Raw genomic sequence first — 25,230 nt, 5'->3', positions numbered from 1 at the left:
CCGCTCGTCCGCGAGCGCTTGCGCTGTGAAGCACACCGACCATCGTCGCCCCGGTTCTGACCGGTGCCCCGAAGCTGGAGCCCGCGCTGTTCAATCTTGCTGCGACCCTGATGCCACGACTCGCCACTGATGGCGAGTTCCACGGACCGTCGATCGATGAGTTCTTCCCTGACGCCGTCTTCCAGATCGGCGACCTGGTCATCCACCGCATCCACCTGATCCAGTTCCTTGCCACGGCGATCGTCGTGCTCGTACTCTGGCTGGGCACCCGCAAGATGCGCGTCGTCCCTGGCCGTTTCCAGAGCGTCGTCGAGATGGGCCTGGACTTCGTCCGGGTGAACATCGCGGAAGACCTGCTCGGCCGCAAGGACGGCCGCCGGTTCCTCCCGATCCTCACGACGCTGTTCTTCATGATCCTGTTCATGAACCTCACGGGAATCATCCCCTTCTTGAACATCGCCGGCACCAGCATCATCGCCGTGCCGCTCCTGCTCGCGATCGTCAGCTACGTGACGTTCATCTACGCCGGCATCAAGAAGAGCCCCAAGAACTTCTTCAAGAACTCGCTGTTCCCCTCCGGTGTGCCGCCGTTCCTCTACATCATCGTCACGCCGCTCGAGATCATCTCGACGTTCATCATCCGACCGGTGACGCTCACCCTCCGACTCCTGATGAACATGATCGTCGGGCACCTCATGCTGGTGCTGTTCTTCTCGGCGACGCAGTTCTTCGTCTTCACTCTGGGCAGCGGATGGATCGCGCTCGGCGCGGGAACCTTCGCCTTCGGCTTCGCCTTCACCCTGTTCGAGGTCCTGGTGGCCTTCCTGCAGGCCTACGTCTTCACCATCCTCACCGCGGTCTACATCCAGCTCGCGGTCGCAGAAGAGCACTGAGCGGGTCGGCAACAACTGCCTTCCCACCCAACGAAAGGAAAAACCCGTGGACGCAACTACGGTTCTCGCTGAACTCAACGGCAACATCGCCACCGTGGGCTACGGCCTCGCAGCCATCGGCCCGGCCATCGGTGTGGGTATCGTCGTCGGCAAGACGATCGAGGGCGTCGCCCGTCAGCCCGAGCTGGCCGGTCGCCTCCAGGTCCTGATGTGGATCGGTATCGCCTTCACCGAGGCGCTCGCCTTCATCGGCATCGCGACCTACTTCATCTTCCAGTAATCCGACCCCTTCGATAAGGAGACAGGATGCTTAACGCTCTTGTCACGTCCGCAGCAGAAGAGGCGGCTCACAATCCGCTGATCCCTGCGTGGTACGACATCATCTGGTCGGGCCTCTGCTTCGTGATCATCCTGATCGTGGTGTGGAAGGTCGCACTGCCCAAGATGTACGCACTGCTCGACGCGCGGTCCTCCGCCATCGAGGGCAACATCGCCAAGGCCGACGAGGCTCAGAAGCAGGCCGAGGCCGCGCTCGAGGAGTACACGCGTCAGCTGGCCGAGGCTCGCACCGAAGCCGGTGAGATCCGCGAGGCCGCCCGTGAGGACGGCAAGAAGATCGTCGCCGAGGCGAAGGACGCCGCGTCCACCGAGGCCGCGCGCATCACGGCCACCGCGCACACGCAGATCGAAGCCGAGCGCCAGGCGGCGTTCGTCTCGCTGCGCAGCGAGGTGGGCTCGCTCGCCATCGACCTCGCCGGCGGCGTGGTCGGCGAGACGCTCTCCGACGATGCACGCGCGACGGCGGTCGTCGACCGCTTCCTCGCAGACCTCGAGGCATCCGAGAAGGCGGCTCAGTAATGGGCAGCGCGACCACTCAGGCACTCGCGGCATCCACTGAGGCGCTTGCCGCGGCGTCGTCCGTCAGCATCGACACTGCGCGCGAGCTGTTCGCCGCCGCGCACGCCGTTGGCGAGTCGTCGCATCTGAGCGGCGCGCTGGCCGACCCCGCGGCTCCGGCCGCGGCGCGACAGAACGTCGTGGCAGCGGTGTTCGGCGGGTTCTCCCAGGACGTGCAGAACGTCCTGAAGACCGTCGTCGCCGAGCGCTGGTCGAACGCCGATGAGCTCATCGACGGCATCCAGGAGCTGGCCATCCGCGCGGCGGCGATCGCCGACCCGAAGGCCGATATCGAGGGCGAGCTGTTCAGCTTCTCCCGCGTGATCGCCCAGAACTCCGAGCTCGAGCTCGCTCTGGGCAGCCGACTCGGGGGAGAGGATGCCAAGGTCGCTCTCGTCGAGCGTCTGCTCTCCGGCGGCGTCAGCACGGGTACGTCCGTCATCGTGTCGTCGCTGGTCCGCCAGCCGCGCGACCGTCGAGTGCGTCAGCTGCTGAGCCGGGCGATGAACATCGTCTCCAGCCAGCGCGGACGCGTCGTCGCCACGGTGCACAGCGCTTCGCCGCTCAGCGAGGCTCAGCGCACCAGGCTCAGCGCGGCTCTCTCGAGCCGCTACGAGGGTCAGGTCTCGCTCAACGTCGTCATCGACCCTGCCGTGGTCGGAGGTCTGCGCGTGCAGATCGCCGATGACGTCATCGACGGCAGCATCTCCGCTCGACTCGCAGACCTTCGCCAGAAGCTCGCGGGCTAACACGACTTCGCGCGGGGAACCGCGCACCCAGATACAAAGGGAAGACAATGGCAGAACTATCGATCAGCCCCGACGTCATCCGTGACGCGCTGAAGGACTTCGCCGCAGCATACGAGCCCACCGGCGCCGCAGCGACCGAGGTCGGCACCGTCATCGACGCCGCCGACGGCATCGCGCACGTCGAGGGACTGCCGGGCGTCATGGCGAACGAACTCGTCACCTTCGCCGACGGGACCAAGGGCCTGGCCCTGAACCTCGAAGAGCACGAGATCGGCGTGGTCGTCCTCGGCGACTTCACCGGCATCCAGGCCGGCATGGAGGTCACCCGCACCGGCGAGGTCCTCTCGGTCCCCGTCGGCGACGGCTACCTCGGCCGCGTGGTGGACCCGCTCGGCAACCCGATCGACGGCCTCGGCTCGATCGCCACCGACGGCGTTCGCGAGCTCGAGCTGCAGGCGCCTGGCGTCATGCAGCGCAAGTCGGTCCACGAGCCGATGCAGACCGGCATCAAGGCGATCGACGCCATGATCCCCGTCGGCCGTGGTCAGCGTCAGCTGATCATCGGCGACCGCCAGACCGGCAAGACGGCCATCGCGATCGACACGATCATCAACCAGAAGGCCAACTGGGAGTCCGGCGACGTCACCAAGCAGGTGCGCTGCATCTACGTGGCGATCGGTCAGAAGGGCTCGACCATCGCTTCGGTGAAGGGCGCGCTCGAAGAGGCCGGCGCTCTGGAGTACACCACGATCGTGGCCGCTCCGGCATCCGACCCCGCCGGCTTCAAGTACCTCGCCCCCTACACCGGCTCGGCCATCGGCCAGCACTGGATGTACGGCGGCAAGCACGTCCTCATCATCTTCGACGACCTGTCGAAGCAGGCCGAGGCCTACCGTGCCGTCTCCCTGCTCCTCCGCCGCCCGCCGGGCCGCGAGGCCTACCCGGGTGACGTCTTCTACCTGCACTCCCGTCTGCTGGAGCGTTGCGCGAAGCTGTCCGACGAGCTCGGCGCAGGGTCGATGACCGGTCTGCCGATCATCGAGACCAAGGCCAACGACGTCTCGGCGTACATCCCGACCAACGTGATCTCGATCACCGACGGCCAGATCTTCCTCCAGTCCGACCTCTTCAACGCCAACCAGCGTCCGGCGGTCGACGTGGGTATCTCGGTCTCCCGAGTCGGCGGTGACGCTCAGGTCAAGTCGATCAAGAAGGTCTCCGGAACGCTGAAGCTCGAGCTGGCGCAGTACCGCTCGCTCGAGGCCTTCGCGATGTTCGCGTCCGACCTCGACCAGGCCTCGCGTCGTCAGCTCTCGCGCGGTGCGCGTCTGACCGAGCTGCTCAAGCAGCCGCAGTACTCGCCGTACCCCGTCGAGGAGCAGGTCGTCTCGATCTGGGCCGGCACCAACGGCAAGCTCGACTCGATCGAGGTCGAGGACGTGCTGCGGTTCGAGCGTGAGCTCCTGGACTACCTGCGTCGCAACACCAAGGTGCTCGACACGCTGCGTGAGACCAACGTCCTCGATGACGACACGGTCGCGGAGCTGTCGAAGCAGACGGATGCCTTCATCCTGGAGTTCCAGGGCGGCAAGGGCCACGCCATCGGCGCCCCTGGTCACGAGGAGCACGCTGCAGCCGAGGCTGAGGACGTCAACCAGGAGAAGATCGTCAAGGGTCGTCGCGCGTAATCGCGCGGGGTACTGAAACATGGGCGCTCAACTCAGGGTCTACAAGCAGAAGATCTCTTCTGCTCAGACGACCAAGAAGATCACGAAGGCGATGGAACTCATCGCGGCTTCGCGCATCCAGAAGGCGATGGCACGCGTCAAGGCGTCCAGCCCCTTCGCGCGGGCCGTGACGAGGGCTGTGTCCGCCGTCGCGACGCACTCGAACGTCGACCACCCGCTCACCCGTGAGCCCGAGAACATCCGCCGCTCCGCGGTCGTGATCTTCTCGTCGGACCGCGGTCTGGCCGGTGCCTTCAACTCGCAGATCCTCCGTGAGGGTCTCGAGGTGGCCGAGCTCCTGCGCGAGCAGGGCAAGGAGCCGGTGTTCTACCTCATCGGCCGCAAGGCCGTGGGCTACTTCCAGTTCCGCCGCCTCACCGCGGCGGCGGAGTGGACCGGCGACACCGACACCCCGACGTTCCACACCGCGGAGGAGATCTCGGCCACGCTGCTCGAGGCTTTCACCCGCGGGGGAGACGCCGGCGGCGTGGATGAGATCCACCTCGTCTTCAACCGTTTCGTCAGCATGATGACGCAGGAGCCGGAATCCGTGCGCCTGCTTCCGCTGGAGATCACGGAGGCCGACGAGTCGGAGGCCGGGAACACCGTGTACCCGCTCTACGAGTTCGAGCCGGATGCCGAGACCGTGCTGGACGCGATCCTGCCGGTGTACATCCAGAGCCGCGTCTTCAACGCGCTTCTGCAGTCGTCCGCCGCGAAGCAGGCCGCGACGCAGAAGGCGATGAAGTCCGCCAGCGACAACGCCGACAAGCTCATCACCGACTACACCCGTCTGCGCAACAACGCGCGCCAGGCGGAGATCACGCAGCAGATCGCAGAGATCGTCGGCGGCGCCGACGCGCTCTCGTCGAGCAAATAGACCATCAGGAGAGAGACGAAAATGACCCCCACCGCCACGGCTGACAAGCCGGCGACCGCGGTCGTCGGGCGCGTCGCACGCGTCAACGGTCCGGTTGTCGACATCGAGTTCCCGCACGACTCGATCCCCGACATCTACAACGCGCTGAAGACCACGATCGTCATCGGCGAGGAGTCCACCGAGATCACGCTCGAGGTCGCTCAGCACCTCGGCGACGACCTCGTCCGCGCCATCGCCCTCAAGCCCACGGACGGCATCGTCCGCGGCCAGGAGGTTCGCGACACCGGAGAGGCCATCTCGGTCCCCGTCGGCGACGTGACCAAGGGCAAGGTCTTCAACGTGATCGGCGAGGTCCTCAACGGCGAGCCCGGTGAGACCATCGAGGTCACCGAGCGCTGGCCGATCCACCGCAAGGCGCCGAACTTCGACCAGCTCGAGTCGAAGACCACCATGTTCGAGACCGGCATCAAGTCGATCGACCTCCTGACCCCCTACGTGCAGGGTGGAAAGATCGGTCTGTTCGGTGGAGCCGGTGTCGGCAAGACCGTCCTCATCCAGGAGATGATCCAGCGCGTCGCGCAGGACCACGGTGGTGTGTCGGTGTTCGCCGGTGTCGGTGAGCGCACCCGTGAGGGCAACGACCTCATCCACGAGATGGAGGAGGCGGGCGTCTTCGACAAGACCGCCCTCGTCTTCGGCCAGATGGACGAGCCGCCGGGGACGCGTCTGCGCGTCGCCCTCTCGGCGCTGACGATGGCGGAGTACTTCCGCGACGTGCAGAAGCAGGACGTGCTGCTCTTCATCGACAACATCTTCCGCTTCACGCAGGCCGGTTCCGAGGTCTCCACGCTGCTCGGCCGTATGCCGTCCGCCGTGGGTTACCAGCCGAACCTCGCCGACGAGATGGGCCTCCTCCAGGAGCGCATCACCTCGACGCGCGGTCACTCGATCACCTCCCTGCAGGCGATCTACGTGCCGGCCGATGACTACACCGACCCGGCTCCGGCGACCACCTTCGCCCACCTCGACGCCACCACGGAGCTCTCGCGTGAGATCGCGTCGAAGGGTCTGTACCCGGCCATCGATCCGCTGACCTCGACGTCGCGCATCATGGACCCCCGGTACTTGGGCGAGGACCATTACCGCGTCGCGACCACCGTCAAGCAGATCCTCCAGAAGAACAAGGAGCTGCAGGAGATCATCGCCATCCTCGGTGTCGACGAGCTCTCCGAGGAAGACAAGATCGTCGTGGCCCGCGCCCGTCGCATCCAGCAGTTCCTCTCGCAGAACACCTACATGGCCAAGAAGTTCACGGGTGTCGAGGGTTCGACCGTCCCGCTCAAGGAGACCATCGAGTCGTTCGATGCGATCACCCGCGGTGACTTCGACCACGTCGCCGAGCAGGCGTTCTTCAACGTCGGCGGCATCTCCGACGTCGAAGAGCAGTGGGCGAAGATCCAGAAGGAGAATGCCTGACCATGGCGCTGCATGTCAGCCTCGTCTCCGCTGAGGCGGAGGTCTGGACGGGAGAGGCGAGCCTCGTGGTCGCCAAGACCGTCGAGGGTGAGATCGGCTTCATGACCGGCCACGAGCCGGTGCTGGCCATCCTCGCCGAGGGCCAGGTCCGCATCACCCAGGAAGACGGCACCAAGGTGCTGGCGAACGCTCAGGACGGATTCCTCTCCATGGAGGGCAACAACCTGACGATCGTCGCCGGCAACGCGGCTCTCATCGCCTGATCATCTTCACCGCGTCCGCCTCGGTCGCCGCGAGTTCTGCTCGCGGCACCGAGGCGGACGTGTCTGTATCCACCGAGGTGTTCTCATGAAGATCCTGCTGCCGCCGTCGGAGACCAAGCTCGAGGGAGGGACAGGCGCCCCGCTCGACCTGGCCGAGCTGGCGCTCCCCGGACTGCACGGCCCCCGCAGCGCCGTCATCGACGCTCTCATCGACCTCTCCGCCGACGAGGCGTCGGCGAAGAAGGTGCTCAAGCTGAGCGAGCGTCAGGCGGGCGACATCGCCCACAATCGGATGCTGCGCACGTCCGCGACGATGCCGGCCGTCGACCGGTACACGGGCGTCCTCTTCGATGCTCTCGACGCCGGTTCGCTGAGCTCCGCGTCGCGCCGCTGGCTCGGCGCGCACGTCTGGGTCCATTCGGCGCCCTTCGGCCCGGTGGGTGCACTGGACCCGATTCCCGTCTACCGCCTCGCCGCGGGGACGTCTCTCCCTGGTCTGAGCGCGCTTCGCCGGCACTGGGCGCAGGCGACGAGCGCCGCGATCGCCGAGGAGGAACCGCCGTTCGTCCTCGACCTGCGCAGCGAAGCTTATGCCGCGCTCGGACCGATCCCGGCATCCGTCCCGTCGGCCTATGTGCGCGTGGTGACGCACGAGGGCCGCGCACTCAACCACTTCAACAAGAAGTCCAAGGGGCTCCTGGTGAGAAAGCTCGCGGAGCAGCGTCCTCGTATCGGGTCTCTGCGCTCATTGCGGAACTGGGCAGGCCGACAGGGCATCACGTTGCGCGACACAGAGGAGCCAGGGGTTCTGGAACTCGTCGTCGAGGAATGACGCCGCATGTCGGCGTCGAGGTCCGCTCCGCGTGGGCCGTTGCTCGTCGCTGACGACCTCGCTATGGTTGTGTCGCAGCGTATCTCGGCGACTGCCCATCGGATCCGGAGGGGATCATGAACTCACTTATCGGTGCCGCATCGACGGCCGCCGCATCCTCATACTTCTATGACGGCTACTACGACGGAGGAGGCGCCGCCGCTGCGGCAGGCCTCCTGATCTTCGCCTTCATCGGACTCATCTTCGCCGCGGGGTTCTATGTGATCTCCGCGATCTTCTTCATGAAGATCTTCGAGAAGGCTGGTGTCGAAGGCAAGTGGCGTGCCTGGGTGCCCGTGTACAACACCCTCATCTTCGCGAAGCTCGGTGATGTCTCGCCGTGGGCCGTGCTCATCGCCTGGGCGTTGACGCTCATCCCGTACCTCAACTTCCTCACCAGCCTGGCGCTGGTCGTGCTGCTCGCCCTGGCGGCGTGGCGCGTGGGACTGAAGCTTCAGAAGGACGCGATCTGGGTCGTCCTCTACATCTTCCTGTCGCTCATCTGGCTCGGCATCAACGCCTTCGACAAGTCGCGCTGGAACCCGAACATCGCCCCGGCCCCGTGGGCGGCGAACAGCTTCCTCGCCGACTCGACGGTCTGGCAGGGTGTTCCCGTGCAGCCGCGTCCGGCCGCACCGGCACCCGGCTATGGCGCGCCGCAGGGCTACGCGCCGCCCGCACCGCAGGGCTACGCGCCTCCCGCACAGCCTGGGTACGCTCCTCCCGCACAGCCCGGCTACACGCAGCCCGCCCCGCCGGCGCAGCCCGGCTACGCGCCTCCGGCCGCTCCGGCGACCGGCGCACCTGTGCCCCCGGCCCCGCAGACGCCTCCGGCCGCTCCGCAGACGCCTCCGGCGCCCCCCGCGGCACCGCCGGCAGCTCCGCCCGCGGCGCCGAGCGACCCCACGCAGCCCCCTGCGTGACGATCTGATGCGGAGAGCCCTCGACTTCGGCCGGGGGCTCTCTGCCGTTGTCGGTGCCGGGTGGGGAAGGGCGTCGATAGTCACCGCCGTGCCCGTGCGCGTGGGTGAGATGGTGCCGAAGTCCACTACGATGTGTGTGTATCCTGAGGCCCCCCGATTCGCCGCAGGCAATCCGGAGGCAGCACGTGGCTGAGACGACAACGAAGACGCACAGCGTCACGGTCGCGCATCGGCAGCTGGCGCTGTCGTGGGCGGGTGTCACCGATGTCGGCCACCGGCGCGAGACGAATCAGGATTCGTTCTATGCCGAGTATCCGCTCTTCGTGGTCGCCGATGGCATGGGCGGACACGCCGGCGGCGAGATCGCCAGCCAGAGCACGGTCACCCGTCTCGAGGCTCTCGTCTCCGCGGGCGAGGTCGGACGCGAGGCGATCGAGAACGCGTTGGAGCTCGCCGTGGGCGACATCGCCGCGCATCCGGAGACGACCGACGAGGGCACAGGGACCACGCTCACCGGCGTCTTCCTCGAAGTCGACGGCGATGATGCGCGCTGGGTCGCCCTGAACATCGGAGACTCGCGTGTGTATCTCCTGCGCGACGATCGGCTCGTGCAGGTGACGACCGATCACTCCGTGGTGCAGGAACTCATCACCGCGGGCAAGATCAGCCCCGAGGAGGCCGAGGGGCACCCCTACAGCAACGTCATCACTCGCGCGGTCGGAGCGAGCGAGCTGACGGCGCCCGACTACGTGCTGATCGACATCCAGGTCGGCGACCGCTTCGTCATCTGCTCGGACGGGCTGACTAAAGAGCTCACCGACTACGGCATCCAGCATTTCCTCCGCGAGCACAGCACCCCTGGTCCCGCCGTCGATGCGATGCTCGCGGCCGCGCTCGAGAACGGCGGCAGGGACAACGTGACGCTCATCATCGTCCAGGTGGACGACTCGTCCTCCACGGAATCGACTTCCGCGGAGTGATCGCCGCTCCACGGCCTTCGGCTGTGGAGAACGCTCCGGGCCTCTCGCGTACGCGGTCCACTGGTCGGTATGGACTCCCTCCCGATCTCGATTCCCGCCGCACCCATCGACGGCCGGAGACCGCCGATCCCCTTTCTCGCGGCTCTCGTCCCCGTCGCGTCGGGCATCGTGCTGTGGCTGCTGACCGACTCCCTCTACGCGCTCTGCTTCGCGGCTCTCGGTCCGCTGATGATCGCGGCGTCGGTGATCGATGGGTCGCGGGTGCGCCGAAAGACCAGGCGCGACGCAGAGCGGGATGGAGAGCGCGACTGGCAGCGGGCAGAGGGAGAACTCGCGCGTCGTCACGAGGAGGAGCGGCGTCTTCTCGATCATCGTCATCCCGATGCCGCGTCGTGTCTGGTGCAGACGCCTCTCCGCGGAACCCATCCGGTGGACGCGGAAACGGAACTGGTCATCGGACGAGGAACCGTTCGCAGCGGCGTCCGCGCCGCCGGCGCCGATGACGCAAGGGCGAGAGACTTCCAGGAACGATGCGGCGTGCTCTCCGACGCGCCCATCGTGGTTCCTCTCGGCGGGGGAGTCTGTCTCCGTGGGGCGGAGCCGGTGGTCCTTGCTGCCGTGCGCGCCCTCGTCGTGCAGGTGCATCTGCGGTTCGGCGCCGGTCGGATCGCGCTCGCGGGTGAGCGACTCGTCGAATGGGGCCTCGGGGCATTCGTCTCCTCGGGGAGATCGCGCAGAGAGCTCTTCAGGCTCGGGGTTGCTCGTGAGGGCGATACGCGCCCGCAGGCGGACGCCGTGCTCTGGATCGCTTCAGGGGACGGTGACGTCCCTGGGGGCGTCACGACGGTGCTGGACATCATCGAGCCGCGTCGAGCCCGCCTGCGGACGCCTCAGGGCGTGATGGAGGAGATCGCCGTCGAGGGGATCTCGTCGGCGCAGGCAGCGGCGATCGCGGTGGCGGCGGCAGACGACGAGACGGGAGCTCTCCCCGATGAGGTGATGCTGTCGGAGCTGACGTCGTCTGCCGAGGGGCGAGGTCTGTCCGCGGCCGTCGGCGTCGGAGAGCAGGGGGCTGTCGTCCTCGACATCGTCGAGGACGGACCGCACGCGATCGTGACCGGGACGACCGGCACGGGCAAGAGCGAACTGCTGGTCTCGTGGGTGACGGCGATGGCGGCGGTGCACGGGCCGGACCGCGTCGTCTTCGTCCTGGCGGACTTCAAGGGCGGTACCGCTTTCGAGCCCCTCCGCGCGCTCCCGCAGGTGGCGGCCGTGATCACGGACCTGGATGAGGCGGGCGCACGGCGCGGAGTGTCCAGCCTGACCGCAGAGCTCCGGCGTCGAGAGGGCGTTCTCGCCGCGGCGGGAGCCCGCGACATCGGCGCCGTGGGGATGCCGCGCCTGGTGATCGTGATCGATGAGTTCGCGGCGATGCTGCAGGAACACGCTGACCTGGGAGCGGTGTTCACCGACATCGCCGCCAGAGGCAGAGCGCTGGGGATGCACCTGATCATCGGCACGCAGCGAGCGTCGGGCGTGATCAGGGACGCACTGGCGGCGAACTGCCCTCTCCGGCTGAGCCTGCGTGTCGGGGATCCGGCCGACAGCCGCATCGTGATCGGCACGGATGCCGCGGCCGAACTGCCAGGAGGTGCGCTATCGAGAGGCTTGGCGCTGGTGCGCCGGCCGCAGGACTCGGAACCGGCGGTGATGAGAGCGGCGCTGACCGGTGTCGCGGACCTCCGTGCGGTCGCTATGCGGTGGTCGCAGGCCGAGCGTGCTCCCAGCCCGTGGCTGCCGGTGCTCACCTCCACGATCCCTCTCGAGACTCTCCGTGGTGAGGAGGAGAGCGGCGCAGTCCTGCTGGGACGATCGGACGATCCCGAGCATCAACGCCAACCGGTGGAGACGCTGCGGCTCGGCTCGGAGCGCGGACTTGCCGTGCTCGGCGCCGCGGGTTCGGGACGCTCCTCACTGCTGCGCTTGCTCCGACAACAGCGTCCCGATGCGCTATGGATCCCCGATGATCCGGAGGGCGCGTGGGATGCGGTGACCGAGCTGGCGCGAACCGGCGGACCGGATCTCGTGCTGTGCGACGATCTCGACGTCAGAGCGTCCGAGCTGCCGCCCGAGCACTCTCAGCTGTTCGTGCAGCTGTGGGACAGGATCCTTCGAGGAGGCTCGGGCACGACGTTCGTCCTCACCGCGTCCAGAGCATCGGGACCGGTCGGGCGCCTCCTGGACGCCCTGCCGAGACGGGCCCTCCTGCGGATGCCCAGCAGGGTCGAGCACCTCGCCGCGGGCGGAGACTCGGCGACGTTCGATCGCGATCGCGGCCCGGGGCGGGCGTGGATGGGAGATCGTGAGACGCATTTCGCCTGGGTACCGGAGGAGGCGTCGTCCGAGTGGACTGCGCCCATCGCGTCTACTGGCTGGATTCCCACCGCCGAGGTCACCGCAATCGCCACGTCGGGGCCGCACTCCGTGGCGCGGGTTCTCGGCGAGGCCTATCCCGACTGCGAGGTGCTCCTCGCTCCGACCCCTCCGTCGTCGTCGCGGCCCGCCATTCTCGTGGCCGACACCGACACCTGGCAACGCAACTGGTCGCTGTGGCAGACGGTGCGCACACGCGGCGAGGTTCTGATCAGGGCCGAGAACCCCGCCGACCTCCGTCAGCTCGCAGGGGTCAGGGAGACACCGCCGTTCGCCCGCACCCATGCCGGGCGGGCGTGGTCGCTGCGTGAGGCCGAAGGGCCGCGCAGGGTGGTCGTACCCGTGCTGGACGGGCGGTGACAGGTGGGCCGCTCAGATGCCGCTTCCGAGCCGGATGGCGCCGACGTCCTTCCCGCCGCCGAGAACGGCGAGCGGAAGGGCCTCCGCAAGAGCGGCGACGTCGGCTTCCGGCAGGGCGCCAGCACGAACGAGGAGAGTCGCGGCGACGAGAGTGGAGGCGCGTGCGGATCCGTCGAGCATCTTGAGGGCGACCGTGGTCCCGTTCGGAGCGACCATGACCATGATGCCCTCGGCGCCGCCCTTGGCGAAGACGCCGAGCTTCTCGATCGCGAGGGTGTCCGGCCGTCCGGGGCCCTCGATGGTCCACGGGCTCTCCTTCACCGCACGGACGAGCGAACCCGCGACCCGGTGCAGTGCGAAGGGAGAGCGCTCGGACGCGCTTCCGATCCGGTGGATCGCGCGGGCGAGCCCGGTGAGAGTGATCGCGTGCACGGGAGCTCCGCATCCGTCGACCGACGTGTGGGCGACCTTCTCGCCGGTCAGGCGCTCGACGACCTCGCGGATGTGCACCTGCAGCGGGTGCGCGGGGTCGAGGTAGCCATCGGTCGGCCAACCCGTCGCCACGCAGGCGCGGAGCATCGCGGCGTGCTTGCCGGAGCAGTTCATGCGGATGCGGGTCGGGACGCCGTGCTCGCGCACGAGTTCGTCACGCGTCGACGTGTCGCTCGGCCAGGCTTCGGGGCAGCCGAGGTCATCTTCGGTGAGCCCGCCCTGGGTGAGCACTTCGCGGACGACCTCCGCATGGCGATCGGTGCCCACGTGGCTGGCCGTGGACAGAGCGAGCTGCTCGCCCTCGAGGGGAGCTCCCGCGGTGATGCAGGCGATTGCCTGCAGAGGCTTGAGGCTGGACCGCGGGAGGATCAGCGCGTCGATGTTGCCGTGCCTCGCGACGACCTCGCCGTCGGGGGACAGGACGACGGCAGCGCCCGCGTGGCGGGACTCCACGAAGCCGCTTCTTTCCACGACGGCGAGTTCAACGGCATCCTGAACGGTGAGAGTCTCCAGCACCACCCAAGACTACCGCCGGTGGGGGCGCGCTCGCGGTCACCCGCCGTCGGGGCGTACGTCGGGGCACGTGGCGGGGCGACGCTGGCAGACTGTATCCATGGCACTCGGCGAGCACAGGTACGCACTCACCTCGACGTGGACGGGCAACACCGGCACGGGCACCAGCGGATACCGCGACTATCGACGCGACGTCACTCTCGAGGTCCAGGGAAAGCCCGAGATCCTCGCGTCGAGCGACAAGCCGTTCCGCGGGGACGTCTCGAGATGGAACCCCGAGGACCTCCTTCTCGCGTCGCTCTCGGAGTGCCATCTGCTGTCGTATCTGCACGCCTGCGTGACCGCCGGAGTCGTCGTGGTCTCGTACCGCGACACGGCGTCCGGTCTGATGACGGAGGACGGCCGCGGCGGGGGCGCTTTCGTCGAGGTCGTGCTGCGGCCGGAGGTCGTCGTGGCGGAGGCCTCGATGGTGGAGGCTGCCGAGCGCGCCCACGCGCAGGCGAACGAGTGGTGCTTCATCGCGAACTCGATGAACTTCCCCGTGCGCCACGAGGCCACGGTCACAGCCGAGAAGGCCTGAGCGCAGCGCGACGGGTCAGCGGCGCTCGTGGGGAAGCGCCTGCTTGATCTTCTCGATCGCGCCCTGCGCGGGCGCCTCGTTGTAGGCTCCGGCGAGCTCCTGCCCGGAGAGCGCGTGGATGGCGGCCATGATCTCGTCGGTGGCGAGACGCCGAGCCTTGCCGCTCGTCGCCGGGCCGTGCGGGGAGAGATCCAGCGGCTTTCCGAACTTCACCGTGATGCGCTCCGAGAGGGTGGGCATCTTCGCGCCGACCGGCATGACCTTGTCGGTGCCGATCAGTCCGACCGGGACGACGGGGGCGCCCGTCTGCAACGCGAGGAAGGCGACTCCGGTGCGCCCCTTGTAGAGGCGGCCGTCGGTGGAGCGGGTGCCCTCGGGGTACAGCGCGACGGCAAGCCCTTCTTCGAGGAGCTGACGCTGCAGGTCCAGCGCGTCCAGAGCGGCCTGGCCCGCTCCGCGGCGAACGGGGATCGCCCCGATGGACTCGAAGAAGGTCTTGCTCAACCAGCCCTTGGCGCCGGTGCCTTCGAAGTAGCTCGACTTGGCGAGGAAGTGCACGGGGCGGGGCGCGGCGACCGGGATGGCGATCGAGTCGATGAACGACAGATGGTTGCTCGCGAAGATCACGGCGCCGTCGAGGGGGACGTTCTCCCTTCCCTCGATGCGAGGGCGGTAGATGAGACGGGCGAGCGGGCTGATCAGGCTGCGGCCGAGCGCATAGGTGAACCCTGCGTGACGCGGCTTCGCGGTCTCCGCGGGAGAGGAATCGGGCTCCACGGACTGCTCAGAGGTCATCAGAGAAGGCTACTCCCGATCCCATGCCGTTACCGGAATGCAATGCGCAGCCCCCGCGCCTCCCAGCGCGGACCAAGCCGCGTACGAGAGTATGGGATGTCCCACCAGAGATCCTGAGGTCTTCACTGTGCGCAAGCGTCCGCTCATCGTCCTGTCCACCGTCGCCGCGGCGACCCTGCTCCTGGCCGGATGCTCCGGCAGCTCGAAGCCCGAGTCGTCGAGCACTCCGAGCCCCACGGCGTCGAGCTCCTGTCTCGCCGACCTGAAGTCCGGCGCCGGTTCCGACGCCGTCACCGTCGACGGCACCGGCGCCGCCGCGAAGGTCACCGTCCCCGAGGGCACGGAGATCAAGGAAGCCGAGCGCTCCGTCGTGGTCAAGGGCGATGGCGACGACGTCAAGCCCGGCGACCTCGTCTCCCTCCGCTACCAGCTCGTCGATGCGACGACCAACGAGGTGCTCAGCACCTCGGAGCGCGGTCCGGACGGCGTCCTCTCCGCTCTGCTGGCGACCCAGCAGTCGCAGCAGATCGTCGACCCCACGCAGTCCACGGTGTTCACGGTGGCCGCGGAGTGCCTGCCGATCGGCTCGAGCGTCGTGCTGACGCTGCCGGCGTCGGGGGAAGGGATGCACCCGAGCGTGCTCTACGTCGAGACCATCGACGAGCTGCCGACGACCGCGTCCGGCACCGCCGTCGACCCGACCGAGGGCATGCCCGAGGTCAAGCTCGATGACGACGGCGCGCCGACGATCACGGTTCCGAAGAGCGATGCACCGACCGAGACCGAGGTTGCCGTCCTCAAGCAGGGCGACGGTGCGGTCGTCGCCTCTGGCGACCTGGTCACCGTGCAGTACCGCGGTGTGAAGTGGTCGGATGGCAAGGAGTTCGACTCGAGCTGGAGCCGTGGCGCCATGCCGGCGCAGTTCCAGACCACGAGCGTCGTCACCGGATTCAAGACGGCTCTCGAAGGCCAGAAGGTGGGCTCGCAGGTCGTCGTCGTGATGCCCCCGAAGGACGGCTACGGCGCGTCGGAGGGCAACGAGCTGCAGAACGAGACGCTCGTCTTCGTCGTCGACATCCTCGCGACCACCCCGATCGAGGTCGCGCAGTAACACGGGACGAGCCGAGGGCGTGACATAGGCTGGCGGCATGCGTCGCATCATCGTCCTCGGCTCCACCGGTTCCATCGGCACTCAGGCGCTCGACGTCATCCGGGCGAACCCACGACGGTTCGAACTCGTGGGCCTGGCGGCAGGCTCGAACGCCACGATGCTCGCCGAACAGGCGGAGCGCTTCCAGGTCGATGCGACCGCTCTCGGCGCCGTCGAGGCAGAACAGCTGGTGCGCGACGTCGATGCCGACGTCGTGCTCAACGCGATCACCGGGTCGATCGGCCTCGGGTCGACGCTCGCCGCGCTGAAGGCCGGACGCACGCTCGCGCTGGCGAACAAGGAGTCGCTGATCGTCGGAGGAGAGCTGGTGCTCGCCGCCGCCGCGCCCGGTCAGATCGTGCCGGTGGACTCCGAGCACTCCGCCCTGGCGCAAGCGCTGCGCAGCGGAACGCACGACGAGGTGCGTCGACTCGTCGTCACGGCATCCGGCGGTCCGTTCCGAGGCCGCAGTCGTGGCGAGATGGAGACCGTCTCCCCGCAGGAGGCTCTCGCTCACCCCACCTGGGACATGGGGCGCATGGTCACCACGAACTCCGCGACCCTGGTCAACAAGGGACTCGAGGTCATCGAAGCCCATCTGCTTTTCGACATCGCGTACGACGACATCGACGTCGTCGTCCACCCGCAGTCGATCGTGCACTCCATGGTCGAGTTCATCGACGGCTCGACGATCGCCCAGGCCTCGCCGCCGGACATGCGCCTGCCCATCTCCCTCGGCCTCGACTGGCCGAACCGCGTCGGCGGTGTCGGGCGACCGCTGGACTGGACGAAGGCATCCTCCTGGACGTTCGAGCCGCTCGACGACGTGGCGTTCCCCGCCGTCGCTCTCGCGAAGGCGGTGGGGCGCGCCGGTCGCACGTTCCCGGCGGTCTACAACGCGGCGAACGAGCAGGCGGTCGACGCGTTCCACGAAGGACGGCTGTCGTTCCTCGGCATCGTGGACACCATCGCCAGGGTGGTCGATGCGCACGAGCCGCCGGAGACTCTCACGGTGGAGTCCCTGGCCGAGGCGGAGCTCTGGGCGCGCCGCACCGCAGACCGGTTCATCGCCGCAGGCGCGCCCGCCTAGCCCCGTCGATCCGGCGTCAGATCGCGGATCCTCGGCGAGACCTCAGTCCTCGTCGGGGTACGGCACGGGCCAGTGCGAGTCGGGCACAGGCCAGCCCGCAGCCTTGAGAGCGCGACGGGCGAGCTCGCGGGCCGAGTACGGAGTGCGCATCCCGCGGATGTCGCGGTAGTCCTGGTGACCCGGACCGGCCCACAGGATCGCGTCTCCTTCGCCGACCAGGCCGACGGCGGCGGCGATCGCCTTCTCGGGCGGTGAGTACTCGTGGATCTCGGCATCCGGACGTGCGGTGCGCGCGCCCTCCACGAGCGTGGCCCTGATCGAGTCCGGGTCTTCGAAGCGCGGATGGTGATCGGTGATGACGAGGATGTCGCTGCCCTCGACGGCGGTGCGCGCCATGTCGAAGCGCTTGCTCGCGTCGCGGTCTCCGTCGGCGCCGAACAGCATGAGGACGCGGCCCGGCGTGACCCGGCGCACGGCGGCGAGGGTCTTCTCGAACGCGTCAGGCGAATGGCCGAAATCGACGAAGACGGCGGGGCCCGCCTCGCCGGAGACGAGCTGCGTGCGCCCGGGGAGATAGGCCTCGATGCCGCCGTCGCGCTCCAGAGCCGTGACGATGCGGTCCCAGTCGTAGCCGCCCTCGAGCAGCATCACGATGGCGAGAGCGGCGTTCGCCGCCATGTGCGGTCCGATGACGGGCACGGTCGTGGTGAGGACGCCGGCCGGGCCGGTCATCGTGAACGTGGTGCCCGCGGCGCGCTCGTCGTCGATCGACACGACCCAGTCGGCGCGCGCAGCGGCCTCGGGATCGGCGGCGATGGAGGGGGTGCCGACGGTGACCACGGGGATCTCCGCGCGGGCGACGACGGTCGCACCCGAGGGGGAATCCAGGCAGACGACCCCGCGGCGCGCCCGGTCAGGACGGAACAGCGGCAGTTTCGCCTCGAAGTACTCCTCCATGTCGGCGTAGTCGTCGAGGTGGTCGTGGCTGAGATTGGTGAAGCCGGCCACGTCGAAGAGGATGCCGTCGACACGATGACGGGAGAGGGCCTGCGCGCTGACCTCGACGGCCACGGCCTCGACGGCCCGCTCGCGCATGAGGGCGAGCAGCGCGTGCATCTCCGATGCCTCGGGGGTGGTCAGACGGGAGACGATGACCTCGCCGGCGATGTGACGCTCGGCGGTGGAGGAGAGCCCGGTGACGACGCCGAGCTGCTCGAGGATGCCCTCGAGCAGGTGCGAGACGCTGGTCTTCCCGTTCGTGCCCGTCGTCGCGAAGAGCAGCGGCAGCTCGTCGTCCGCGCCGGTGCCGTACACCCAGGCGCTGAGGGCGCCGAGGACGGCTCGCGGGTCATCGACGATGACGGTCGGGAGTCCGACGGGTTCGGCGATCATGGCGCCCGCGGCATCCGTGATGATCGCGACGGCGCCCTTCTCGGCGGCGGTGGCGGCGAACTCGCCGCCATGGCGGTTCACGCCCTGGATCGCGACGAACGCCTCGCCGGCGCGGAGGTCGGCCGTGGCGAGGGTGATCCCCGTCAGGGCGACTCCGGTGAGATCGCCGCGGACCTCGCGGGCGAATCGGGTGGCGAGTTCGGACAGCTCGCGCCGGGGCGGGTTCGCGGGGCGGAGCACGGGAGGCAGGCTCGGTTGTTGTTCAATCGACATGTCCCCACCATGATCTCATGGCTCGATCCCGTTGCCGGATGCGGCACGGCCCCTGCCTTCGTCGCGCAGGCCTCCCGATGCGGGCGGACGGCGCGACGAAGGCGGGGTCCCGGGCTCAGGCCCTGCGGCGGTACGCGAGCACCGCGACGACCAGGGCTGCGAGGCCGGCGAACAGACCGCCCGCTCCCAGAGCCACCGCGAGGGGATCGGATGCCGTCGCCCCGGCATCCGACGTCGCGGACGTCTCCGCGTGCCCGTCTGGCATGTCGTGTCCGCCCTCGGCCGAGGCCGGGGCGACGGTCACGACCGGCGCCGGGGTGTCGAGACTGTGCGGGTCCTCCCCGTCCTTCGCGAGCTGGGTCCACTCCGTGCTGCCCTCGACGCACGTCTGCACGACGGGGAACGCGAGAGTGTCGGGCGTGTCCTCGTCGAGGCCGACGCCCATGCTCACCGCGCCCCGGAGGTCGATCGGCACGGGCGTCAGCGCGGTGTAGGTCACGGAGCTGACGAGTCCGTCGCCTCCGCGTTCGACGTCGATCATCCAGTCGCCGTCCGCGGTCGGCGACACGGAGGCGAGGCCCTTCGGGATGGTGACCTTCAGCGCGGTCGTCGGAGACGTCTCGCATCCGTGGGAGAAGGAGAAGGTGAGGACGCCGTGGTCTCCCGCGACGAGTTCGTCGGGGGAGACGCTGACGTGAGCGCTCGCGGCGAGCGGGAGGACGACGGCGAGGACGGCGCCGCCGATGATGCCGGCGGTGATGGTGGTGGTGGTGGAACGCATGAGGGAACTCCTGTCTGTGGACTGCATGATCTGCGGGCGCGCCGGTGAGCGCGGGCATCCCGCGGGGTGGTCGCCTCGTCGAGGCGGTTCGGAGATCAGGCGGAGACAGGCGGCCCGCGCCGGCAGACCGCGGCGATGGGCACGGCGTCGGCCAGCGGGCGGACCTCGGGGCGGAGCGGAGCGGGGCGCTCGTGGAGCACCGGGGCGGCAGCGGCGGCGCGGCGGAGCACGGCGCGGACCCAGCCGGCGATCGCGCGGACCGTCGACTCGCCGCGCCAGAGCAGGAGCACGGTGACGACGGCCGCTGCGGCATGGCCGAGGAGCATCGTGGCGTCGGGGAGCGCGGCGACGGCGACGGGTCCGAGCGGCAGGAGATGGTGCGTGTGTCCGGCGGCGCCGATGACGCCACCGCCGACAGGAGCGCCGAGGACCTGGAAGAGCAGATGGAACGCGGCCTGGCTCACGAGCACGGTGACGGCGACACGCAGCCTCGACGGCGCCGCGCCGATCATCAGCGCCGCCGGCGGCACCAGGAACGCGGAGACGGCGAGCACCAGCAGCGGATGCGGGGCGGAACCGCCGGCGAGAGTGTGCGAGACCGCCGCCAGGAGCGTGGCGATCGAGGACGCCGATGCCGCGCGCAGAAGTCGCAGCTGGCGGGAGGTCACATCCTCAGCCTATCCTCGGGGCGGCGCCGGGCTGATTCCTAGGCTGCGACCAGTAGCGTAGGCACGTGGAAACACTGCTCTATGTGGGCGGCATCCTGTTCATGCTGATCGGCCTCGGCCTCTCGATCGGACTGCACGAGATCGGCCACCTCCTCCCCGCGAAGCTCTTCGGCGTGCGCGTCGGCCAGTACATGATCGGTTTCGGTCCGCGGATCTGGTCGAAGCGGATCGGCGAGACCGAGTACGGATTCAAGCTGCTGCCGCTGGGCGGCTTCATCTCGATGTCGGGCATGTACCCCGACTCGAAGGGCTCGGGTCCGGCTAAGGGCGTCTTCCGCACTCTCATCCAGGACGCCAGGTCGGCGAACGACGAGACGATCGCGGAGGGGGCGGAGGAGCGCGTCTTCTTCCGGCTCCCGGTATGGAAGCGCGTCATCGTGATGCTCGGCGGCCCGCTGATGAATCTGATCCTCGCCGTCGTCATCTTCACCGTCCTCGTCTCGGGGATCGGCGTGCAGCAGGGCACGACCACGATCGCCTCGGTGAGCCAGTGCGTGCTCCCCGCCGGTTCCACGGCGACTGAGTGCGGGGCGGATGACCCGGAGGCGCCCGCTGCGGAGGCGGGCATCAAGCCGGGGGATGTGCTGGTGTCGCTCGACGGACAGCCCGTCTCCGACTTCGCGGAGGCGACATCGATCGTGCAGGCGTCTCCCGGAAAGACGCTGGATCTGGTGGTGCTGCGGGACGGCGCCGAGAAGACGCTGGAGATCACGCCGGTCGCCGCCGAGCGCAAGCTCACCGACGCGAGCGGTCGGCCCGTGCTCGATGCGAAGGGCGAGCAGGTCGTCAAGACCGTCGGCTATGTCGGCATGGGAGCCCAGATGGGCTTCGTGCAGCAGCCGCTGACGGCGGGGCCGGAGATGGCGGCCGACAGCGTCGCCCGCGTGGCGTCTCTGATCGTGACGCTGCCGGTGAAGCTGTGGGACATCGGCGCCTCGCTGATCACCGGGGGCGAGCGCGACCCGAACGGCCCGCTGAGCGTCGTCGGCGTCGGGCGTCTGGCCGGAGAGGTCGCGGCGACGGATGCGCCGATCCTGAACCGGTTCTCGGTGCTGCTCGGGCTGCTCGGATCGTTGAACGTCGCGCTGTTCGTGTTCAACCTGATCCCGCTGCTTCCGCTCGACGGCGGTCACATCGTCGTCGCGCTGTGGGACGGTATCAAGCGGGCCTGGGCGAAGCTCTTCCGCCGGCCCCCGCCCGCGCCGGTCGACGCGACGAAGCTCGTGCCGCTCACCGTGGTCGTGGCGACACTGCTCATCGCGATGGGCGCGCTTCTCCTGGTGGCCGACCTGTTCAACCCGGTGAACCTGCTCGGAGGCTGAGCCGTCGACGATCCCCGGTGCCGTTGCTCGGTCGCGGGACTCGTCAGGCCAGGGCGTGCGTGACGAGCCGATCGAGCGTGCGGATGCCGTCTCGCGACAGGATCGATTCGAGGTGCCCCTGCACGGAGGAGAAGCGCTCTCCGCGCAGCGAGTAGACGTCGCCGGACGCGGCATCCGCCGACACCTCGGCCCCATCCACACTCGTCGTGCCGGGATCCACTCGCGCGGTGAAGGTGTTGTAGAAGCCGATCGAGGCGTTCTCGCCGAACACGGGCACCGACTTCTGCAGCCCCTGGTGCGGTGTCGCGAGGGGAGTGAGAGCGATGCCGAGCCGATCGGCGAGGATCTGGTGGCTCAGGCACACGGCGAGCAGCGGAGCCCCGGCGTCGAGACGGCGCGCCACGACCTCCCGCATCCGCGAGATGCGGGAGCTGGACAGGTCCCTCGGGTCCCCGGGTCCAGGGCCCGCCACCACGAGGTCCGCCGCGTCGACTGCGGCATCCTGCACCTCGTTCCACGGGGCGATCGTGACGTCGAGGCCGAGGTGGCGCAGCTGATGGGCGAGCATCGTGGTGAAGCGGTCCTCGGCATCCACCACGAGGGCCGTGCGTCCCGTGAACGGACCGGTGAACTCCTCGCCCTGCGGGTTCAGCCAGAACTCCGCCAGTCGCGCATTGCGGGAGGAGAGCAGCTCGGCGACGGTCGGGTCCTCGGCGAGAGGGCGCGGCTCGGTCGGGGCGTCGGCATCGCTGCGCGCCTCGGCGACCCGGTCGCGATCGATGGCGCCGATCGCCCCCAGTACACCGGCGGCCTTGCCGTGAGTCTCGCTCACCTCGCCGTACGGGTCGGAGTGGCGCACGAGGGTGGCGCCGACCGGAACGCTGAGCGCACCGTCCTCGAGGTACACCGTGCGGATGAGGATGGGCGCGTCGAGGTCGTGACCGCCCTCGGCGTTCGGCGTGAACAGGGCGGCGACCCCGGAGTAGTAGCCGCGGGGCTTGCGCTCGTGACGGCGGATGACCGCGCAGGCGTTCTGCATGGGGGAGCCGGTCACCGTGGGGGCGAACATCGTCTCGCGGAGGATCTCGCGCGGGTCGAGGCGGCTGCGGCCGCGGAGCATGTACTCCGTGTGCGTGAGGCGCGACATCTCCTTGAGGTGCGGCCCGGTGATGCGGCCGCCGTCGGAGCAGACGGCGCTCATCATCTTCAGCTCCTCGTCGACGACCATGAAGAGCTCCTCCGTCTCCTTCGTGGAGGAGAGGAAGTCCACCAGGGTCTCCTTCGTGGCTCCGCCCGCGGGATGGCGGAAGGTGCCGGAGATCGGGTTCATCGTGACGATGCCGTCGCGGGCGACCACGTGCGCCTCTGGGCTCGCGCCGACGGCGATGTGGCCCGGTGTGAAGACGGCGAAGGTCCAGTAGGCGCCGCGCTCGTGCGTGAGCAGGGCGCGGAACCAGGTGAGGGCGGCGGTGCGGTCGTCGACGTCGATGTTCGCGGTGAAGTCGCGGCGGATCACGAAGTTCGCGCCTTCTCCGCGGCCGATCTCGTCGGCGATCACGCGCTCGACGATCGCGGCGTACTCCTCGTCGGCGATGTCGAAGCCGTCGTCGCGGAGCGGGACGGAGGCCGACGGGAGTGCGGAGAGCACCTCGGGGGTCGGCAGGTGCAGATGCTCGTCGACGACGATGCACCGCAGCGGGGCGCCGTCATCCTGAGCGACGAAGCCGCGTTCCCGCACCTGGCGGTAGGGCACCATCGCGAAGACCTCCCGTGCGGCGCCGTCGACGGTCAGCGGGATGTCGGCGAGCAGGTCGACGTCGACGACGTCGCCGGTGAGCAGCTCGACCGTGTCCGCTCCGTCGCGCGCGATCAGCACGAAGGATGCCGCCGGGTCTGCGCTGAGCTCGGCGAGGCGTGAGAGGGTCATCGATGTCTCCTGTGCGAGGTATCGGGCGCGGCTCAAACGAAAAGACCGCCCCTGGAGGCGGTCTGGATTCGTGGGAACGCGAACACACCGCCTAGGAGGCGGGCCACCAGGTGAGGTTCGCGAGCATGTGGTGAAAACTATCACAGGTGATCGGACCAGGGCGGGCCGATGACGTGGGGCTGTCATCCAGCCCCGGTGCGTGCGGGCGGCGTAGGCTTGAGGGGTGCCAGCAGTGAACCTGGGGATGCCGAAGCTCCCCGAAGTCCTCGCCCCCCGCCGCAAGTCCCGCCAGATCAAGGTGGGCAAGGTGCTCGTGGGCGGTGACGCTCCGGTGACCGTGCAGTCCATGACGACCACGAAGACCACCGACATCAACGCCACTCTCCAGCAGATCGCCGAGCTCACGGCATCAGGGTGCGAGATCGTCCGCGTGGCCGTGCCGCACCAGGACGACGCCGACGCGCTCAAGATCATCGCGATGAAGAGCCAGATCCCGGTGATCGCCGACATCCACTTCCAGCCGCGCTACATCTACACCGCGATCGACGCGGGGTGCGGCGCCGTCCGGGTGAACCCCGGCAACATCCGCGAGTTCGACGGCAACGTCGGCAAGATCGCGGAGGCGGCCAAGGCCGCCGGCGTGTCTCTCCGCATCGGGGTGAACGCGGGCTCGCTCGACAAGCGGATCCTCGCGAAGTACGGCAAGGCCACCGCAGAGGCTCTCGTGGAGAGCGCCGTCTGGGAGGCGTCGCTCTTCGAGGAGCACGACTTCCACGACTTCAAGATCTCCGTCAAGCACAACGACCCCGTCGTGATGGTCAAGGCGTACCGTCAGCTCGCCGAGCGGGGCGACTGGCCCCTGCACCTCGGTGTGACCGAGGCCGGTCCCGCGTTCCAGGGCACGATCAAGAGCGCCACCGCGTTCGGCATCCTGCTCGGCGAGGGCATCGGCGACACCATCCGCGTCTCCCTGTCGGCCCCGCCCGCCGAAGAGGTGAAGGTCGGCCACCAGATCCTGCAGTCGCTGAACCTCCGCGAGCGCAAGCTCGAGATCGTCTCCTGCCCGTCGTGCGGACGTGCGCAGGTCGACGTCTACACGCTCGCCGAGAACGTCACCGAGGGCCTCAAGGACATGACGGTCCCGCTGCGGGTCGCCGTCATGGGCTGCGTCGTCAACGGTCCGGGTGAAGCCCGTGAAGCAGACCTCGGCGTCGCCTCGGGCAACGGCAAGGGCCAGATCTTCGTCAAGGGAGAGGTCATCAAGACCGTGCCGGAGGCCGAGATCGTCGCCACGCTCATCGAAGAGGCGAACCGCATCGCCGCGGAGATGGGGCCCGACGCCCCGCTCGGCGCCGCTCAGGTCGTCACGGTCTGACCGAGAACCGCAAGGAGACGAAGATGTCGCAGCTGCCCGCACCCGTCCAGGCGATGATCGACGCGATCAACGCGGCCGACACCGACGCCTTCGTCGCGGCCTTCACCCCCGCAGGCTTCGTGAGCGACTGGGGCACCGTCAAGGCGGGTCCCGACGGCGTCCGCGGGTGGGCCGACAGCGACGCCATCGGCGCAGGGGCGCGCATGACCGTGCTCTCGTCCGAGACCGAGGGCGACACCACGCGCATCCGCTTCGGCTGGGCGAGTCGCGTCTTCAACGGCGAGTCGGACGGCATCTTCGTGGTCGACGGCGACAGGCTCGCCAGCTTCACCATCCCGCCCGGGCACTGAGCGTCCGCTC

Annotated in this window: 24 protein-coding genes; 18 read left to right on the top strand and 6 right to left on the bottom strand. The window is 68.8% G+C overall.

Going from position 1 to position 25,230, the window contains the following annotated elements:
- The first annotated feature begins 110 nt into the window (after nt 1-110).
- The 12 genes from atpB (at nt 111) to LC438_RS11375 (ending at nt 12,452) form a co-directional block, all read left to right on the top strand.
- Nucleotides 111-893, top strand: coding sequence for a F0F1 ATP synthase subunit A (gene atpB / locus LC438_RS11430; protein WP_105674686.1), 783 nt, complete (start codon nt 111-113; stop codon nt 891-893).
- A 46-nt stretch (nt 894-939) separates the two neighbouring features.
- A complete protein-coding gene (atpE, locus tag LC438_RS11425; protein ID WP_105674684.1) occupies nt 940-1,173 on the top strand; it encodes an ATP synthase F0 subunit C in 234 nt (77 codons plus the stop codon).
- 26 nt (nt 1,174-1,199) lie between these two features.
- Nucleotides 1,200-1,751 (top strand): F0F1 ATP synthase subunit B, encoded by a 552-nt coding sequence (locus tag LC438_RS11420; RefSeq protein WP_105674682.1) that lies wholly within the window; start codon nt 1,200-1,202, stop codon nt 1,749-1,751.
- Entirely contained in the window at nt 1,751-2,539 is a 789-nt protein-coding gene (locus LC438_RS11415) for a F0F1 ATP synthase subunit delta (RefSeq protein WP_223586639.1), read from the top strand. The genes LC438_RS11420 and LC438_RS11415 overlap by 1 nt, the downstream gene beginning before the upstream one ends.
- A 47-nt stretch (nt 2,540-2,586) precedes the next feature.
- Nucleotides 2,587-4,227, top strand: a complete 1,641-nt coding sequence (gene atpA, locus LC438_RS11410) for a F0F1 ATP synthase subunit alpha (RefSeq protein WP_105674678.1) — start codon at nt 2,587-2,589, stop codon at nt 4,225-4,227.
- Nucleotides 4,228-4,246: 19 nt separating this feature from the next.
- Nucleotides 4,247-5,146 (top strand): F0F1 ATP synthase subunit gamma, encoded by a 900-nt coding sequence (locus tag LC438_RS11405; protein WP_223586638.1) that lies wholly within the window; start codon nt 4,247-4,249, stop codon nt 5,144-5,146.
- Nucleotides 5,147-5,167: 21 nt separating this feature from the next.
- Nucleotides 5,168-6,622 carry a F0F1 ATP synthase subunit beta gene (gene atpD / locus LC438_RS11400; protein ID WP_105674674.1) on the top strand — a complete coding sequence of 485 codons (1,455 nt, stop codon included), beginning with the start codon at nt 5,168-5,170 and terminating at the stop codon, nt 6,620-6,622.
- A 2-nt stretch (nt 6,623-6,624) separates the two neighbouring features.
- Complete coding sequence (locus LC438_RS11395; RefSeq protein ID WP_045258871.1) at nt 6,625-6,885, top strand: F0F1 ATP synthase subunit epsilon; 261 nt, start codon at nt 6,625-6,627, stop codon at nt 6,883-6,885.
- An 85-nt stretch (nt 6,886-6,970) separates the two neighbouring features.
- Nucleotides 6,971-7,717, top strand: coding sequence for a YaaA family protein (locus LC438_RS11390; RefSeq protein ID WP_223586637.1), 747 nt, complete (start codon nt 6,971-6,973; stop codon nt 7,715-7,717).
- Between the two features lie 116 nt (nt 7,718-7,833).
- Entirely contained in the window at nt 7,834-8,679 is an 846-nt protein-coding gene (locus LC438_RS11385) for a DUF5684 domain-containing protein (RefSeq protein ID WP_223586636.1), read from the top strand.
- A 185-nt stretch (nt 8,680-8,864) separates the two neighbouring features.
- Nucleotides 8,865-9,659 (top strand): PP2C family serine/threonine-protein phosphatase, encoded by a 795-nt coding sequence (locus LC438_RS11380; RefSeq protein WP_223586635.1) that lies wholly within the window; start codon nt 8,865-8,867, stop codon nt 9,657-9,659.
- 69 nt (nt 9,660-9,728) lie between these two features.
- On the top strand, nt 9,729-12,452 hold the full coding sequence (locus tag LC438_RS11375) for an FtsK/SpoIIIE domain-containing protein (protein WP_223586634.1): 2,724 nt from the start codon (nt 9,729-9,731) through the stop codon (nt 12,450-12,452).
- A 12-nt stretch (nt 12,453-12,464) separates the two neighbouring features.
- On the opposite strand, the gene LC438_RS11370 is transcribed toward LC438_RS11375, so the two are convergent.
- The gene (locus LC438_RS11370) at nt 12,465-13,460 is read right to left on the bottom strand and encodes an asparaginase (protein WP_105674724.1); all 996 of its coding nucleotides are present in this window, start codon (nt 13,458-13,460) and stop codon (nt 12,465-12,467) included.
- A 97-nt stretch (nt 13,461-13,557) separates the two neighbouring features.
- Here LC438_RS11370 and LC438_RS11365 point away from each other — a divergent pair, with 97 nt between their 5' ends.
- Nucleotides 13,558-14,037 carry an OsmC family protein gene (locus tag LC438_RS11365; protein ID WP_223586633.1) on the top strand — a complete coding sequence of 160 codons (480 nt, stop codon included), beginning with the start codon at nt 13,558-13,560 and terminating at the stop codon, nt 14,035-14,037.
- Nucleotides 14,038-14,052: 15 nt separating this feature from the next.
- On the opposite strand, the gene LC438_RS11360 is transcribed toward LC438_RS11365, so the two are convergent.
- Nucleotides 14,053-14,832: a 1-acyl-sn-glycerol-3-phosphate acyltransferase gene (locus LC438_RS11360; RefSeq protein WP_105674664.1), complete on the bottom strand. Its 780-nt coding sequence runs from the start codon at nt 14,830-14,832 to the stop codon at nt 14,053-14,055.
- A 127-nt stretch (nt 14,833-14,959) separates the two neighbouring features.
- Here LC438_RS11360 and LC438_RS11355 point away from each other — a divergent pair, with 127 nt between their 5' ends.
- Together LC438_RS11355 and dxr are read left to right on the top strand one after the other, a co-directional pair.
- Nucleotides 14,960-15,943 (top strand): FKBP-type peptidyl-prolyl cis-trans isomerase, encoded by a 984-nt coding sequence (locus tag LC438_RS11355; RefSeq protein WP_105674662.1) that lies wholly within the window; start codon nt 14,960-14,962, stop codon nt 15,941-15,943.
- 37 nt (nt 15,944-15,980) lie between these two features.
- A complete protein-coding gene (gene dxr / locus LC438_RS11350; protein ID WP_223586632.1) occupies nt 15,981-17,072 on the top strand; it encodes a 1-deoxy-D-xylulose-5-phosphate reductoisomerase in 1,092 nt (363 codons plus the stop codon).
- 42 nt (nt 17,073-17,114) lie between these two features.
- Here the strand turns inward: dxr and LC438_RS11345 are convergent, their stop codons facing one another.
- The 3 genes from LC438_RS11345 to LC438_RS11335 all read right to left on the bottom strand — a co-directional run bounded on the left by LC438_RS11345 (nt 17,115) and on the right by LC438_RS11335 (nt 20,186).
- Nucleotides 17,115-18,737: a Mur ligase family protein gene (locus LC438_RS11345; protein ID WP_223586631.1), complete on the bottom strand. Its 1,623-nt coding sequence runs from the start codon at nt 18,735-18,737 to the stop codon at nt 17,115-17,117.
- A gap of 115 nt (nt 18,738-18,852) precedes the next feature.
- Entirely contained in the window at nt 18,853-19,518 is a 666-nt protein-coding gene (locus tag LC438_RS11340) for a YcnI family protein (RefSeq protein WP_223586630.1), read from the bottom strand.
- 95 nt (nt 19,519-19,613) lie between these two features.
- Nucleotides 19,614-20,186: a hypothetical protein gene (locus LC438_RS11335; RefSeq protein ID WP_105674655.1), complete on the bottom strand. Its 573-nt coding sequence runs from the start codon at nt 20,184-20,186 to the stop codon at nt 19,614-19,616.
- Nucleotides 20,187-20,251: 65 nt separating this feature from the next.
- Here LC438_RS11335 and LC438_RS11330 point away from each other — a divergent pair, with 65 nt between their 5' ends.
- Entirely contained in the window at nt 20,252-21,568 is a 1,317-nt protein-coding gene (locus LC438_RS11330; RefSeq protein WP_223586629.1) for an RIP metalloprotease, read from the top strand.
- Nucleotides 21,569-21,611: 43 nt separating this feature from the next.
- On the opposite strand, the gene LC438_RS11325 is transcribed toward LC438_RS11330, so the two are convergent.
- Nucleotides 21,612-23,495: a chorismate-binding protein gene (locus tag LC438_RS11325; protein ID WP_223586628.1), complete on the bottom strand. Its 1,884-nt coding sequence runs from the start codon at nt 23,493-23,495 to the stop codon at nt 21,612-21,614.
- 223 nt (nt 23,496-23,718) lie between these two features.
- Between LC438_RS11325 and ispG the strand changes: the two genes are divergently transcribed.
- Nucleotides 23,719-24,870: a flavodoxin-dependent (E)-4-hydroxy-3-methylbut-2-enyl-diphosphate synthase gene (gene ispG / locus LC438_RS11320; RefSeq protein ID WP_223586627.1), complete on the top strand. Its 1,152-nt coding sequence runs from the start codon at nt 23,719-23,721 to the stop codon at nt 24,868-24,870.
- Between the two features lie 23 nt (nt 24,871-24,893).
- On the top strand, nt 24,894-25,220 hold the full coding sequence (locus LC438_RS11315) for a hypothetical protein (RefSeq protein WP_105674647.1): 327 nt from the start codon (nt 24,894-24,896) through the stop codon (nt 25,218-25,220).
- The last annotated feature ends 10 nt before the right edge of the window (nt 25,221-25,230 follow it).

This window comes from Microbacterium sp. OVT16B (assembly GCF_019969705.1).
Taxonomy (GTDB): Bacteria; Actinomycetota; Actinomycetes; order Actinomycetales; family Microbacteriaceae; genus Microbacterium; species Microbacterium natoriense.
This window is presented reverse-complemented; position numbering and strand designations above follow the sequence as displayed.

What these genes read in the sequence shown, in the direction of transcription:
- atpB (WP_105674686.1), top strand. Translation starts at nt 111, where the DNA reads ATGCCACGACTCGCCACTGATGGCGAGTTCCACGGACCGTCGATCGAT.
- LC438_RS11420 (WP_105674682.1), top strand. Translation starts at nt 1,200, where the DNA reads ATGCTTAACGCTCTTGTCACGTCCGCAGCAGAAGAGGCGGCTCACAAT.
- LC438_RS11415 (WP_223586639.1), top strand. Translation starts at nt 1,751, where the DNA reads ATGGGCAGCGCGACCACTCAGGCACTCGCGGCATCCACTGAGGCGCTT.
- atpA (WP_105674678.1), top strand. Translation starts at nt 2,587, where the DNA reads ATGGCAGAACTATCGATCAGCCCCGACGTCATCCGTGACGCGCTGAAG.
- LC438_RS11405 (WP_223586638.1), top strand. Translation starts at nt 4,247, where the DNA reads ATGGGCGCTCAACTCAGGGTCTACAAGCAGAAGATCTCTTCTGCTCAG.
- atpD (WP_105674674.1), top strand. Translation starts at nt 5,168, where the DNA reads ATGACCCCCACCGCCACGGCTGACAAGCCGGCGACCGCGGTCGTCGGG.
- LC438_RS11395 (WP_045258871.1), top strand. Translation starts at nt 6,625, where the DNA reads ATGGCGCTGCATGTCAGCCTCGTCTCCGCTGAGGCGGAGGTCTGGACG.
- LC438_RS11390 (WP_223586637.1), top strand. Translation starts at nt 6,971, where the DNA reads ATGAAGATCCTGCTGCCGCCGTCGGAGACCAAGCTCGAGGGAGGGACA.
- LC438_RS11385 (WP_223586636.1), top strand. Translation starts at nt 7,834, where the DNA reads ATGAACTCACTTATCGGTGCCGCATCGACGGCCGCCGCATCCTCATAC.
- LC438_RS11375 (WP_223586634.1), top strand. Translation starts at nt 9,729, where the DNA reads ATGGACTCCCTCCCGATCTCGATTCCCGCCGCACCCATCGACGGCCGG.
- LC438_RS11365 (WP_223586633.1), top strand. Translation starts at nt 13,558, where the DNA reads ATGGCACTCGGCGAGCACAGGTACGCACTCACCTCGACGTGGACGGGC.
- LC438_RS11360 (WP_105674664.1), bottom strand. Translation starts at nt 14,832, where the DNA reads ATGACCTCTGAGCAGTCCGTGGAGCCCGATTCCTCTCCCGCGGAGACC.
- dxr (WP_223586632.1), top strand. Translation starts at nt 15,981, where the DNA reads ATGCGTCGCATCATCGTCCTCGGCTCCACCGGTTCCATCGGCACTCAG.
- LC438_RS11345 (WP_223586631.1), bottom strand. Translation starts at nt 18,737, where the DNA reads ATGTCGATTGAACAACAACCGAGCCTGCCTCCCGTGCTCCGCCCCGCG.
- LC438_RS11340 (WP_223586630.1), bottom strand. Translation starts at nt 19,518, where the DNA reads ATGCGTTCCACCACCACCACCATCACCGCCGGCATCATCGGCGGCGCC.
- LC438_RS11325 (WP_223586628.1), bottom strand. Translation starts at nt 23,495, where the DNA reads ATGACCCTCTCACGCCTCGCCGAGCTCAGCGCAGACCCGGCGGCATCC.
- LC438_RS11315 (WP_105674647.1), top strand. Translation starts at nt 24,894, where the DNA reads ATGTCGCAGCTGCCCGCACCCGTCCAGGCGATGATCGACGCGATCAAC.